General features: G+C 63.4%; 9 protein-coding genes. 7 read left to right on the top strand and 2 right to left on the bottom strand.

Annotated features, from left to right (window positions below):
• The first annotated feature begins 37 nt into the window (after nucleotides 1-37).
• The 4 genes from ACP7B9_RS05260 (at nucleotide 38) to ACP7B9_RS05245 (ending at nucleotide 5,185) form a co-directional block, all read left to right on the top strand.
• Entirely contained in the window at nucleotides 38-1,414 is a 1,377-nt protein-coding gene (locus ACP7B9_RS05260) for a GNAT family N-acetyltransferase (RefSeq protein WP_425861402.1), read from the top strand.
• Nucleotides 1,415-1,616: 202 nt separating this feature from the next.
• Entirely contained in the window at nucleotides 1,617-2,609 is a 993-nt protein-coding gene (locus ACP7B9_RS05255; RefSeq protein WP_425861400.1) for a type IV toxin-antitoxin system AbiEi family antitoxin domain-containing protein, read from the top strand.
• 341 nt (nucleotides 2,610-2,950) lie between these two features.
• Nucleotides 2,951-4,432: a 30S ribosomal protein S1 gene (rpsA, locus tag ACP7B9_RS05250; protein WP_425861399.1), complete on the top strand. Its 1,482-nt coding sequence runs from the start codon at nucleotides 2,951-2,953 to the stop codon at nucleotides 4,430-4,432.
• A 129-nt stretch (nucleotides 4,433-4,561) separates the two neighbouring features.
• Entirely contained in the window at nucleotides 4,562-5,185 is a 624-nt protein-coding gene (locus ACP7B9_RS05245) for a DUF805 domain-containing protein (protein WP_425861398.1), read from the top strand.
• Nucleotides 5,186-5,222: 37 nt separating this feature from the next.
• On the opposite strand, the gene ACP7B9_RS05240 is transcribed toward ACP7B9_RS05245, so the two are convergent.
• Entirely contained in the window at nucleotides 5,223-5,942 is a 720-nt protein-coding gene (locus tag ACP7B9_RS05240) for an IMPACT family protein (protein WP_425861775.1), read from the bottom strand.
• An 87-nt stretch (nucleotides 5,943-6,029) separates the two neighbouring features.
• Between ACP7B9_RS05240 and ACP7B9_RS05235 the strand changes: the two genes are divergently transcribed.
• Genes ACP7B9_RS05235 through coaE form a run of 3 tightly spaced genes read left to right on the top strand, consistent with a single transcriptional unit; the run spans nucleotide 6,030 to nucleotide 11,668 of the window.
• Nucleotides 6,030-9,218: an ATP-binding protein gene (locus tag ACP7B9_RS05235; protein ID WP_425861396.1), complete on the top strand. Its 3,189-nt coding sequence runs from the start codon at nucleotides 6,030-6,032 to the stop codon at nucleotides 9,216-9,218.
• Nucleotides 9,219-9,268: 50 nt separating this feature from the next.
• A complete protein-coding gene (locus ACP7B9_RS05230; protein ID WP_425861394.1) occupies nucleotides 9,269-10,708 on the top strand; it encodes an FAD-binding oxidoreductase in 1,440 nt (479 codons plus the stop codon).
• Nucleotides 10,709-10,756: 48 nt separating this feature from the next.
• Nucleotides 10,757-11,668 (top strand): dephospho-CoA kinase, encoded by a 912-nt coding sequence (gene coaE, locus ACP7B9_RS05225; protein WP_425861393.1) that lies wholly within the window; start codon nucleotides 10,757-10,759, stop codon nucleotides 11,666-11,668.
• Nucleotides 11,669-11,749: 81 nt separating this feature from the next.
• Here the strand turns inward: coaE and ACP7B9_RS05220 are convergent, their stop codons facing one another.
• The gene (locus tag ACP7B9_RS05220) at nucleotides 11,750-12,109 is read right to left on the bottom strand and encodes a DUF4190 domain-containing protein (protein ID WP_425861391.1); all 360 of its coding nucleotides are present in this window, start codon (nucleotides 12,107-12,109) and stop codon (nucleotides 11,750-11,752) included.
• Between the last annotated feature and the right edge of the window lie 58 nt (nucleotides 12,110-12,167).

Raw genomic sequence — 12,167 nt, 5'->3', positions numbered from 1 at the left:
GACACTGAACTGACGGACCCTGAGCTAAGGACTGATCATGACCGCAGCACACGAGACTTCCACCCGCAATCAGCGGCCCTTTCCCTACGCGCTGCGCTCATTTTCGATTCGTTTTGTCGATGGTGAAATTCCAGGCGAAGTTGCGCATTGGATTCAGGCGGTGGCACTTGGCTTCTACGGGAACGCGCCCACACCCGACATGTCCAAACACTACGTTCATACCGAACAGGTGGACGGACGTGTGGTGACGGGTGCGTACCTGAGTGACTCCGTTGCGCCAGCTGGGGCATGGGGTGTGGAATACCCCGTCGCAACGTACGCCTACCACCGCAAAACCCTGAACATCGGGTCCGGTACCCTGCTTCCGGTCCACCAGATCACTGCGGTGACGGTGCGGCCCAGCCATCGCCGCCGTGGCTTGCTGCGGGCCATGATGAGTTCGGATCTGGCCCAGGCCAAGGCTGCGGGACTCGCAATTGCTGCGCTGACGGCAACCGAAGCCACCATCTACGGCAGGTTCGGCTTCGGCGTGGCCACCCACGAATGTGGCGTAGAAGTTACGGTCAAGGGCGGCATCGCGTTCCATCATCCGGCCGCGGCAGCGCGGGGGACAGTTGAGGTCGCGGATGCCTCGACGATCCTCGATCTGCACAATGACGTCTTCGCCAAGGTGCACGGCTTCACATACGGCTCGATCGGCCGGCATGACATGTACCGGCACACGGCCTCGGGCCAGGGTAGCTACGAGTCAATGGACCCGGTCAAAAACATCCGGGCTGCCTTGCACTACAACGCGGCCGGCGAGGTCGACGGATATGTCACCTACAAGCCTCTGGAGGACGCAGCGCGCTCAACAGTGGAGATTGTGGACCTGTTGGCCGCCACCGAGGGTGCCTACTTGGCGTTGTGGAATTTTCTGGGTTCCTTGGACCTGATTGACTGCATCAAGTGGGGCCAGGCGCCCGAAGTAGATCCACTGGAGTGGGCCATGGTGTCCAAGCGCGACTACAAGCGGACCAAAACCGAGGACCTGCTGTGGCTGCGTATCCTGGACGTGCCGGCCGCGCTGGCAGCCCGGCATTACCAACAGGATGGCAGCATCACGATTCATGTTGGTGACCCATTGGGACATGCCTCAGGATCCTTCCGGATAACCGTCGTCGAAGGTTCGGCCACGGTCACAAAGCTGGTGGAGGACCTCTCTGCGCAGGATCCCTTAGCGCCGGGATCGTCAGCTCAGGATCCCGAACTGAGCATGGGGATTGTCGAATTGTCTAGCCTCTATTTGGGTGGCGTGGAGGCTCGTACCCTCGCGGCGGCCGGTCGTATTCACGAAAACAGTGCCGGGGCCGTGGCTCGATTCGATGCGCTGTTCCGCCCGGCGCACGCTCCGCACTGCCTCACGCACTTCTAGCTGCCATTTGGCCATGACCGTACTTTGTCCGCTTGAAGGGCGTTGCCCGACCCCCTTCAAGCGGACAAAGTGCGGTCTAGCGGTCAACGTGCGGTTGAAGCACGACGGCGGAACGTCCTCCACAGCGGTGGGCCAGCTCTGGGTTGTCCACAATTGCGTGATCGGGCCTCCGCTCATGCCGCCGTCGGCCTGACGATGAATCATGGACACCATAAAGCTCAGCACTCATTTGGCCCAGGCTTGGCCGGAGAATTGCGTTGGCGGCATTGCGACAACTGCCATGCTCTTGGCCTCAGGGATTAGCGACAAGGCAATCACCTCGGGAGTTAAGGAACATTTGCTCGTCAGGCTTCACCGGGGCTCGTACATCCTGACGCCAGCTTGGCTGGGGCTGAAGCCATGGGAACGCGAGGATGCCATCCTGACCGGACATATATTGGCCTCAAATAGTCAAGGGGTCTATTCGCATTCAAGCGCCGCTCGCCTCCATGGTTTGGCGACCTGGGGAACGGGTGCCGTGGTTCACATTACCCACGGCTACGCGCCGGGGAGCCGTGGTCACGGTGCCGGAGTAGCCGTCCATGAGCAGCGAATCGACCCAGACCAGCTCGTCATGATGCAGCGCGGACCCGTGTCTGTGCCGGTCACCTCGATGGCTCAGACCGTCCTTGACTGCGCCAGACTGTATGACCTTGAGCGGTCCGTGGTGATCGGTGATCATGCCCTGCGAACCGGTCTGCCGATCCAGGTGCTGCAGAAACAACTGGCCTTGAGTCATGTCAAACGAGGCTCCGCCCGAGCCCGGAGGATGCTGGCATTCATCGATCCGAGCAGCGAATCAGCGGGGGAGTCGCGCAGCCGGGTGTTCATAGCAGGGGCAAAAATCCCGATGCCAGATCTTCAAGTGGAGATCCGCACCAGACACGGACTTCACCGCGCGGACTTCGCATGGCGCGAGTATCGACTCATCCTCGAATTCGACGGATGGGCGAAGTACTTCCTGTACCGGCCAACTGCCGAGGCGCTCACCATGGAACGCCAGCGGGAGAAGGACTTGATGGAACTTGGCTGGCGCTTTATCCGCATTACGTGGCGGGATCTGAATGACCCAGTCGCACTTGCCACCCGAATTCGGTCTGCGCTGCTCGCGGCGGGTGCCAAGCTGCCTATGGTTCGGACTACTGTCAGCTTGTGAAATGCATGACAGTACCTTGTCCGCTTGAAGTGGGTTGCCCGACGCCCTTCAAGCGGACAACGTACGTAGGTGCGGCTAACGTGCGGTTGTCTGGGCTGTCCGCAATTTGTCGCTGTCGGTGAACTTTTGCGCTCCTTGGCCCAAACAACTAGACTAAACGGGCATGTAATGCGTGAAGTGGGTCGGCTATGCCGGTTCAACCGAGCGCGAAACGTGTATCAACAATCTGCAGGAACCCCTGCAACCATAATAATTCCGGATCCATTCCGGCCAAGACGCGATCATTCGCGGCCTGGTCAGGGTTCGGCGAAACCAACTATCCACATCGGAGCCCCTACTACATGACCATCACGACCCCCGAGAAGACTAGTACCACTCCCGTTGTTGCGATCAACGACATTGGTACTGCTGAAGAATTCCTCGCCGCAGTAGACGCAACCATCAAGTACTTCAACGACGGCGACCTCGTCGAAGGTATTGTTGTCAAGGTTGACCGCGACGAAGTTCTGCTCGACATCGGTTACAAGACCGAAGGTGTCATCCCCTCCCGCGAGCTGTCCATCAAGCACGACGTTGATCCCGGAGACGTAGTCTCCGTTGGCGATCAGGTCGAAGCTTTGGTCCTCACGAAGGAAGATAAAGAAGGCCGCCTGATTCTCTCCAAGAAGCGCGCTCAGTACGAGCGCGCCTGGGGCGACATCGAGAAGGTCAAGGAAGAAGATGGTGTCGTTACCGGTACCGTCATCGAGGTGGTCAAGGGTGGTCTTATCCTCGACATCGGCCTGCGCGGCTTCCTGCCGGCATCGCTCGTCGAGATGCGCCGTGTGCGCGACCTGGCTCCCTACATCGGTCAGCAGATCGAAGCCAAGATCATCGAGCTGGACAAGAACCGCAACAACGTTGTTCTTTCCCGCCGTGCCTGGCTCGAGCAGACCCAGTCCGAGGTTCGTTCCACGTTCCTCAACAAGCTGGAAAAGGGCCAGGTTCGTCCCGGCGTTGTTTCCTCCATCGTTAACTTCGGTGCATTCGTGGACCTTGGCGGCGTAGACGGTCTCGTTCACGTTTCCGAGCTGTCCTGGAAGCACATCGACCACCCCTCCGAGGTTGTCGAAGTTGGCCAGGAAGTCACCGTCGAGGTTCTCGAAGTGGATCTGGACCGCGAGCGTGTATCGCTCTCGCTCAAGGCTACGCAGGAAGACCCGTGGCAGACCTTCGCCCGCACCCACGCCCTCGGGCAGGTTGTACCGGGTAAGGTCACCAAGCTGGTTCCGTTCGGTGCTTTCGTTCGCGTTGAAGACGGCATCGAAGGCCTCGTTCACATCTCCGAGCTGGCCGTGCGCCACGTTGAGCTGGCCGAGCAGGTTGTCTCCGTTGGTGACGAGCTGTTCGTCAAGGTCATCGACATCGACCTGGAACGCCGCCGCATCTCGCTGTCCCTCAAGCAGGCCAACGAGGGTGTTGACGTCGACTCCACCGAGTTCGATCCCGCACTCTACGGCATGGTTGCTGAGTACGACGAAGAGGGCAACTACAAGTACCCGGAGGGCTTCGATTCCGAGTCCAACGAGTGGCTTGAAGGCTACGAGAGCCAGCGCGCCGTTTGGGAGCAGCAGTACGCTGACGCTCAGACTCGCTGGGAAGCTCACAAGAAGCAGGTTGCCGAGCACGCCGCAGAAGATGCAGCTGCCGACAACGCCGCAGAAGGTGGCGAGTCCGCAGGGACTTCCTACTCCTCTGAGCCTGCTGTTGCTGAAGCCGGTGCCGGTACCTTGGCATCCGACGAGGCACTTGCTGCACTGCGCGAAAAGCTGACCGGAAACTAATTTCCGCTAAGTAATTCACCGCATCAAGCGTTGAATGGGTCCTTCACCTTCGGGTGGGGGACCCGTTCTTGTTTGTCCGTACCTCCCGATATGATCTCCTCAGTAGACAAATCCAGGGGGAACCAAACAATGTCGTATCCGGAACAAGCTCCGCAGGAAATAGTGCCGCAGGAATTGGCGCCGCAGGAACCTAGAGTGTTGCCAGGCTATTTCAGCCCTGCGGTGGCACCGCCACAGTTCCAACAGGCACCGGTCCAACAAGCCCAACAGGCACGGCCCGCGCCAGCAGGGCCGATGCCTTACTCGCCGGTACAGCAGCCCATGCAGTATGCCCAGCCCGGTGCTCTGTCCCAGCCGCTGTACCCGGCCTCATTTCTGGAGGCCGTGGGCCGGTTCTACGGCAAGTACGCAACGTTCAACGGCCGGGCGAGCCGCAGCGAATTTTGGTGGGTCCAACTGGCCCTAGCAGGCCTGTTCATCGTCGCCGCTATGGTCAGCGGCGTGACCGGTGGTGACTGGGTCGCTGGGGTGTGCGTCATGTTCATGCTCGCCAGCGCCGTGCCCTACATTGCCCTGACCATCCGGAGGCTGCACGATGCAAACTTCAGTGGCGGCATGGGGGCGTTGTGGCTGGTGCCGTATGTTGGCTTCCTGATCGTGGGTATCCTGGCGCTCATGCCCAGCAACCCGCGGGGCACCCGATTTGAGAAGGCCCCGCTGCTATCGGCACCTAACGCGCAGCAACGTTTCTAGCTGGGCACCCTCAGGACCGTGCCGTCAGGAAGTTGTCTCAGGACACCGCCCGCAGGCGCGTGTCCACCCACTCGATGCCGGCCGCGGCCAAGGTGCAGCGGCCGGCGGTGAGTGATGCCAGCCGTTCCACGGCGGCGGTGATCGCCTGCTCGTCGTCTGGCAGGGCCAGTCCCACCTGGGTATTGACGGCGTCGTACCCGTTGCCTGTCATGACGTAGCCGGCGCTGCGCAGCTCATTTTCCAGCCGCCCGGCTTCGGCGTGCGGGACGGCCACCGTGAACAGTTTCAGCCTGTCGCGGCGCACTAGCGGTGCGGCGTCCATGGCAGCGCTCACGGATTCCGAATATGCCCGCACCAGCCCGCCAGCACCGAGCAGGATTCCGCCAAAATAACGCACGACGACGGCGCACACGTCACTGAGGTCGGCGGCGGCCATTGCTGTGGGGGCGTCGGGACGTGTTTCGCGTTTGACGAGCGCATCCAGCATGGGGATGCCTGCAGTTCCCGAGGGTTCGCCGTCGTCGTTGGAGCGTTGAACTCCGCGGTCGGGACCGATGACGAATGCCGAGCAGTGGTGCCGCGCGTCGTGGAATTCTTTCCGCAACTCCGCCACCAGCTCGCGCGCGGTCGATTCCTCCTCGACTCGGCGCAGCACAGTGATGAAGCGGGATCGCTTGATGGTGAGCTCATGCCGAAAGTCGGGCCCTGCGGCCAACGTCGTGTAGTTGTTGGGCCCGGGAGTCGCTTGGGAAATCATCACGCTGCAATCCTATCCGCGGACGCGGGCTGGTGGGATAATTGTGTGGTTCGCGATAGACCTCCAATTGCTGAGGGGCGGCGTCCTGTGTTGCGGCTCAACTTTTTGGGGGAGCAGCGTGTCAGTGAAGAAGCGGCGGCGGATGCGCCGTCCCTTTTGGTTGGTCGCGCCCTGGAAATTCTGGCCGTCCTGGTGGTGAACGCCGGCAGGCCGCAGGAGCGTGAACGGCTGGCCGGGCTCTTGTGGCCCGAGTCCAGCGACCGGCAAGCCCGGACAAATTTGCGCCGGGAACTGCACGGACTGAGACAGCTGCCGGGTGTTGCCGGCTGCATTCACATGGACGGCACGGCCCTTGTCTGGCGCGATGGGCCGGGCTGCAGTGTCGACCTGCGCGACTTTCGCATCAACAGCGATCTGGCCATGCACCGTGGGGGACACGGGAAGGGCGGCGGACTGCTGCACCACGGCTTCCTCGCCATCAATTGCTACACCGGAGACTTGCTGCCGGGGCTCTACTCCGAGTGGGTCCTGGCTGCCCGTGAATCGCTGCACCGCGAATGCGTGGAGCTCTGCGACATGGTGGCCGCTGCGGCATCGGCAGTCGAGCCGGGACGAGCCCTGGCGGCGGCACGGCGGCGCCTGCAGCTGGAACCGCTGGAAGAGGTTGGGTACCAAAAACTCATGGAGCTGCAATCGGCAGCGGGGGATGCAGCAGCCGCTGTGCGGACTTATCACCGTTGCTCGGCCACGCTCGAACAGGAACTGGGTGTGGCGCCCGGACCGCACACCCGTGCGCTTGCCCGCAGCCTCCTGGGTTTCATCCCGGTGCCGCGGCCCGCGGCCGGCCGCGCCGTCATGCCACTTCTGCCCGGTGTTCGGACAACACGTCCCGTCGGGAGGGAGGACGAGCTTTCGCAACTTCAAGAGCGGTGGGACAGTGCCCGCGCCGGCAATCCTGGCTTGATGCTGGTCACGGGCGATGCCGGCGTCGGCAAGACCCGCCTGTTGGCGACACTGTTGGCTGGGGCGGCTGCCGGGAACACCGTCACCGCCTACGCACGCTGCTTCGACGGGGCCGGCAGCGTCCCGTTGTCCCCTGTTGCGGCATGGCTGGAGAATGCCCCTTTCCGCACTTTCGAGGACGGCGGCGACTTTCTCCGGCGCGGTGACGCGGGCGGCCCGGCAACCGGGCGGGGCGACGGCTCAACTACCGGGCCAGCCGCCGGTGCTGCGCCCGGGCTGAGTGGCGGTGCTGGGAGGGAACCACAGTCAGCTCACTTCCGGTCAGGGGCGGCCCTGGCAGATGCATGGCGGCGCCGGGCCTTCCATGAAGGCCTTGCCCGGGCAGTCTTGGCCCCGTCTCGGCCCACCCTTCTAGTTTTGGATGACCTGCAATGGTGCGACGAGGAAACACTGGACTGGCTCGCGGTGCTTTTCGCGCTGGCCCCGAACGCACCTGTGCTGGTTGCGGCCGCGGCACGAGTTGACGAACTTGCGGCCAACGCCGGACCGGCAGATTCCCTGAAAGCCCTACGTAACGGGCGGTGGGTCCAGGAATTGGCGCTACCTCCACTGGATGCCGCCCACACTGCCGAGCTGGCTGCCTCCATACTTGACCGGGACTTGTCCGGCGACGAGGCGGCCCTCCTGCACGCGGCCACCGGGGGCTACCCACTCCATGTTGTTGAGACGGCACGAGGCATGGGTGGCGCCACCTTAACTGAGGTGCTAGCGGGTGGCGCAGGCGGGGCAGGAGTGCTGCGCCGCCGCTTTGAGCAATGTTCTCCACAGGCACGGGCGGCAGCCTCTCTGGCGTCGGCGATTGGCCGTGGGTTCAGCCTCGGCACGCTGGCACTAGCCTGGTCCGGCAGCGAGCAATCTCTGGTACGCGCCGTCGACGAGTTGTGGCGGCGGCGCATCCTGAAGGAGCAGCATGGAGGCTACGACTTCAGCCACGACCTGCTGCGCGACTGCGCCTATGGACTGGTGTCGCCGCCGCAGCGCTGGCTGCTTCACAAGGCCCTGGCCCGCGCACTGGAATTCCAGCACCCCGGAGATAGGGACGCCGTGGCGCCACAGCTGGCGGAGCATTACCGGAGGGCTGGGGATCCCGATAAGGCGGTGGCATATTTTGTCCAGGCCGGGGACGCCGCGACACGCATGTTCGCCAATGCTCGGGCCGTTGCCAACTATCAGGCCGGCTTGAACCTTCTCGCGGAACAAGACCATGCACCGTCCTCCGCCGACAGGGAACTGGACGTGCTGCTGCACATGCCCCAACCGCTGACAGCCTTGCGCGGCTATTCGTCGCCAAAACTGCGCGCCACCCTAGAGCGGATCATTGAATTGGCCGGGGTGGCAGACAGGCCCCGGGTGGTGGCTTCGGCCCTCATCGGCCTTTTCGCCGCCACGTTTGTGCAAGGTCAAACTCAGCATTCCCATGCGCTTGCCACCCGGGCACTGGGGCTTGCTCACACCATGCCTGAGCTCGAGGGGCAGGCCAATTTTGCCGTCGCGGGTTCCGCCACCAGCCTGGGCCGCATCAATGAGGCACTGGTGCACTTCACGCTCGCGTTCGCCCAGGCGCCCGATGCCCAGTCCTACATCCTTGGTACCCGCGTCGAGGTTCACGCCAGAGCCTGGGCCGCCCATGCGCACTGGTTGGCGGGGGACGACGACGGCGCCCTCGCCTTGGCAGCCGAGGCCGAGGACCGTGCCACCCTAGCCGGTCACCCCTACAGTCTGGCGGTGGCACTTGCCTTCCGGGCCATGCTGCTGCAGATGCGCATGGACCCCGGTGGCGGTTCGGCTGGGGAGAGGGGCCGCCTTGCCATCCTTGCTGCGGAACTGGAGGAGCTGTGTGCGCGCCGCAACTTTGCCTACTACGGACAGTGGGGAACCATCCTGCGGGGCTGGGCCGTTGGCGGGCCGGAGGGTGTTGCTGCGATCCGGGCAGGAATCGGGCGGCTGCAGGCCACCCTGGCCTTTGCGCGCATGCCGTACTGGCACAGCCTGCTGGCGCAGGCCCTGCTCGAGTGCGGCCGGCAGGAGGAGGCGGTGGCGGTGTTTAACGGTGCCGAGTCCGCTGCAATCCAGCGCGACGATCTGTGGTGGCTGCCGGAGATCCTGCGGCAGCGTGCCCTGCTGGCAAATCCTGCAGCAGCCGCACTTCTGCTGGACCGGGCCGAGTTGCTGGCCGTGGCGCAGCAGAGCCCCATGCTGGCCGCACGAGTGCGCAACACGGCGGCGAACGCGAGGCGAACGCAGCGGTCCTAGCGTTGTGCCCACAGGCGGCAAACCAGCCGCCCCACTAAGGAGCAGCAACCATGTCACTCAAGGATTATTCGGACCCGCAACAGCGGGCAGAAGTTATTGGCGGGCTGGCCGCCACTCTTGACGGGCCACTCCTCACGGCCGCAGATGCCTGCTACGACGAGGCCCGTGCCGTGTACAACGGCATGATTGACCGTCGGCCCCTCGCCATTGCGCGGTGCGCCAATGCGGCCGATGTTGCCGGCTGTATCCGGTTCGCCACCGAAAACGGCCTGGAGCTTGCCGTGCGCGGCGGCGGCCACAACGCCGGAGGGTTCGGTGTGTGGGACGACGCGCTCGTCATCGACCTGTCGGCCATGCGCAGCATCGATGTCGACGCCGACGCACACACCGTCCGGGTCGACGGCGGCTGCACCTGGGGCGACGTAGACGGAGCCACGGTACCCTACGGAATGGCCACGCCGTCGGGATTCATGGCCTCAACGGGCGTTGGCGGTTTGGCCCTGGGCGGCGGGGTCGGCTACCTGTCGCGGCGGTACGGACTGACCGTGGACAGCCTGCTCAGCGCCGACGTGGTGCTGGCCGACGGCACGCTCGTGACCGCGGACGCCACCAGCCACCCGGACCTGTTCTGGGGATTGCGGGGTGGCGGCGGAAACTTTGGCGTGGTTGTTTCCTTCCGTTTCGCCTGCCACGACGTGGGAGAGCACGGGACGATAGTGGGCGGGCCCGTGTTGTACGACTTGGCCGATGCACCGGAGGTGATGCGGTGGTACCGGGAACTGCTGCCCACTCTTCCTGAGGAGCTCAGCGGCTGGATCGGACTGCTCAGCATTCCTCCCGCCGCACCGTTCCCCGAGGAGCTGTGGGGGCGGAAGGCCTGCGCCATTGTGTGGTGCTACACCGGGCCGGCGGACAAGGCTGACGCGGTCATGGCGCCTGTGCGGGAATTCGGTTCGCCGCTGCTTGTGGGGCTGGCTCCCATGCCCTTCTCCGCCCTGCAGTCGGCTTTTGACCCGCTGTACCCGGGCGGACTGCAGTGGTATTGGAAAGCCGACATGTTCACCGAAATCAGTGACGCCGCCATTGAGGTTCATGCCAAGTACGGGGCGCTTTTGCCGACGGGGCAGTCGACCATGCACATGTACCCGATCGACGGGGCCGCGATGCGCGTCGATACCGCCGCCACGGCATTCCCATACCGCGCAGGCGGCTGGGCGGGGACCATTGTTGGCGTCGACCCCGACCCCGCCAATGCCGCAGCCATCACGGAGTGGGCCAGGGCCTACTGGGACGAGTTGCATCCAACCTCGGCCGGAGGCGTGTACGTGAACTTCCTGGGCCAGGAGGGTGATGACCGCGTGCGCAGCGCGTACGGAGCCAACTATGAGCGCCTGGCAAGGGTGAAGGCACAGTACGACCCGCACAATGTGTTCCACATCAACCAAAACATTCCTCCGGCTGGCACTCCGGCCGGGACGCCAGCCGCCTGACCGGCGGAGCTATCCGGCCCGGTCCCGGGTGCCGGATAGGATGATGGCATGCTTTCCTTGGGACTCACCGGCGGCATCGCGGCCGGCAAATCATTGCTCGCCAACAGATTCCGTGAGCTGGGCGCCATAGTCATCGATGCCGACAGATTGGCTCGGGACGTCGTGGCGCTTGGCACGCCCGGGCTCGCGGCCGTCGTCGAACGTTTCGGGCGGGACATTCTGCTCCCGGACGGCACACTCGACCGGCCCCAACTGGGTGCCCTTGTCTTTTCTGATGACACCGCCCGGCAGGCCTTGAATGCAATTGTGCATCCCTTGGTCAGGGCTGCTGCCGATTCACTAAAGCTCGACGCCGGACCGAGCACCATAGTTGTCCAGGACATCCCACTGCTGGTCGAGTCGGGTCAGGGCGCCAATTTTCATCTCGTCGTAGTGGTGCAGGCGCCCCGCGATGAACGCATTGCGCGGATGGTACGGGACCGTGGCATGTCGGAAGCGGACGCCGTCGCACGGATGGCCGCGCAGGCCAGTGACGAAGAGCGTGCGGCTGCGGCCGACGTGGTGATTCTCAACGACGGTTCGCCGGAACACGCCGTGGCCGAGCTCGACACTCTTTGGCATGGGCGGTTGTTGCCCTTTGCCGCGAACCTTGCCGCCACTAAGGCTGCGGCCCATCCTGGTGTAGCTGCAGCTTCGGGGCTCGTGGGCGCCGCCGGGGCTATCCGGTTGGGGCAACGGATTAGACGGGCATTGGGGGATCTGGCCACCTGCGTGGAGCGCGCTAATTCCGACGCCGGATCTCTCGTCTACGAGCTCAGTTCGGCAAGCGAAATCGGTCCTGACCGAATCGTCAGTGCTCTCGCCGCTGCCGGGTTCTTCCCCCGTGTTGGTGCAGGGGGAAACGTGCTGGCTTCGGCCGATCAGGCCATCTCAGCCACAGTTGTGATTCTTCCGAGTTAGTAGACCTGAGAATTGATTCTCTCGTGAGACAACGAAAGGCCCCGGTTCAGACGAATCCGGGGCCTTCGGTTTGGGCGGTGTTTAGTAGGTGGTCATTTCGCCACTGTTAACCAAAGCCACGATGGCGATGATGTAGATAATAATGCCGATCAGCCCGAGAATGGTGAAAATCCAGCCGAGGATCACGCCGACCTTGGCCGGGGTATTGTTGGTGAATCCTGCGGCCTCCGACTTCTTCTTGGCGATGATGGAGACGATCAGGCCGGCAATGGAGACGACAAAGCAGAGCACGAGGCCGATGATGCCCAGAGTCTTTCCCGGGTCTTCAGCCGGAGCGCCGTAAGGAGTGGCATAGGCGGGCTGGCCATAGGGAGCAGGCTGCTGCTGTCCGTAAGGCTGCTGAACGGGCTTTTCGTACGGGTTTTCTGGATTTTGGGACATGATTTCCTCTCGAGGGTGGGGCAAGACACGAGTGTGATGAACTCTGGTACTAATAGTC

The sequence above is a fragment of the Arthrobacter sp. TWP1-1 genome (assembly GCF_049897845.1).
GTDB lineage: Bacteria > Actinomycetota > Actinomycetes > Actinomycetales > Micrococcaceae > Specibacter.
Note: the sequence above shows the minus strand (reverse complement) of the source record. Positions and strands in the feature narration are given on the sequence as shown.

What these genes read in the sequence shown, in the direction of transcription:
- ACP7B9_RS05240 (WP_425861775.1), bottom strand. Translation starts at nt 5,942, where the DNA reads ATGATTTCCCAAGCGACTCCCGGGCCCAACAACTACACGACGTTGGCC.
- rpsA (WP_425861399.1), top strand. Translation starts at nt 2,951, where the DNA reads ATGACCATCACGACCCCCGAGAAGACTAGTACCACTCCCGTTGTTGCG.
- ACP7B9_RS05230 (WP_425861394.1), top strand. Translation starts at nt 9,269, where the DNA reads ATGTCACTCAAGGATTATTCGGACCCGCAACAGCGGGCAGAAGTTATT.
- ACP7B9_RS05245 (WP_425861398.1), top strand. Translation starts at nt 4,562, where the DNA reads ATGTCGTATCCGGAACAAGCTCCGCAGGAAATAGTGCCGCAGGAATTG.
- ACP7B9_RS05260 (WP_425861402.1), top strand. Translation starts at nt 38, where the DNA reads ATGACCGCAGCACACGAGACTTCCACCCGCAATCAGCGGCCCTTTCCC.
- coaE (WP_425861393.1), top strand. Translation starts at nt 10,757, where the DNA reads ATGCTTTCCTTGGGACTCACCGGCGGCATCGCGGCCGGCAAATCATTG.
- ACP7B9_RS05255 (WP_425861400.1), top strand. Translation starts at nt 1,617, where the DNA reads ATGGACACCATAAAGCTCAGCACTCATTTGGCCCAGGCTTGGCCGGAG.
- ACP7B9_RS05220 (WP_425861391.1), bottom strand. Translation starts at nt 12,109, where the DNA reads ATGTCCCAAAATCCAGAAAACCCGTACGAAAAGCCCGTTCAGCAGCCT.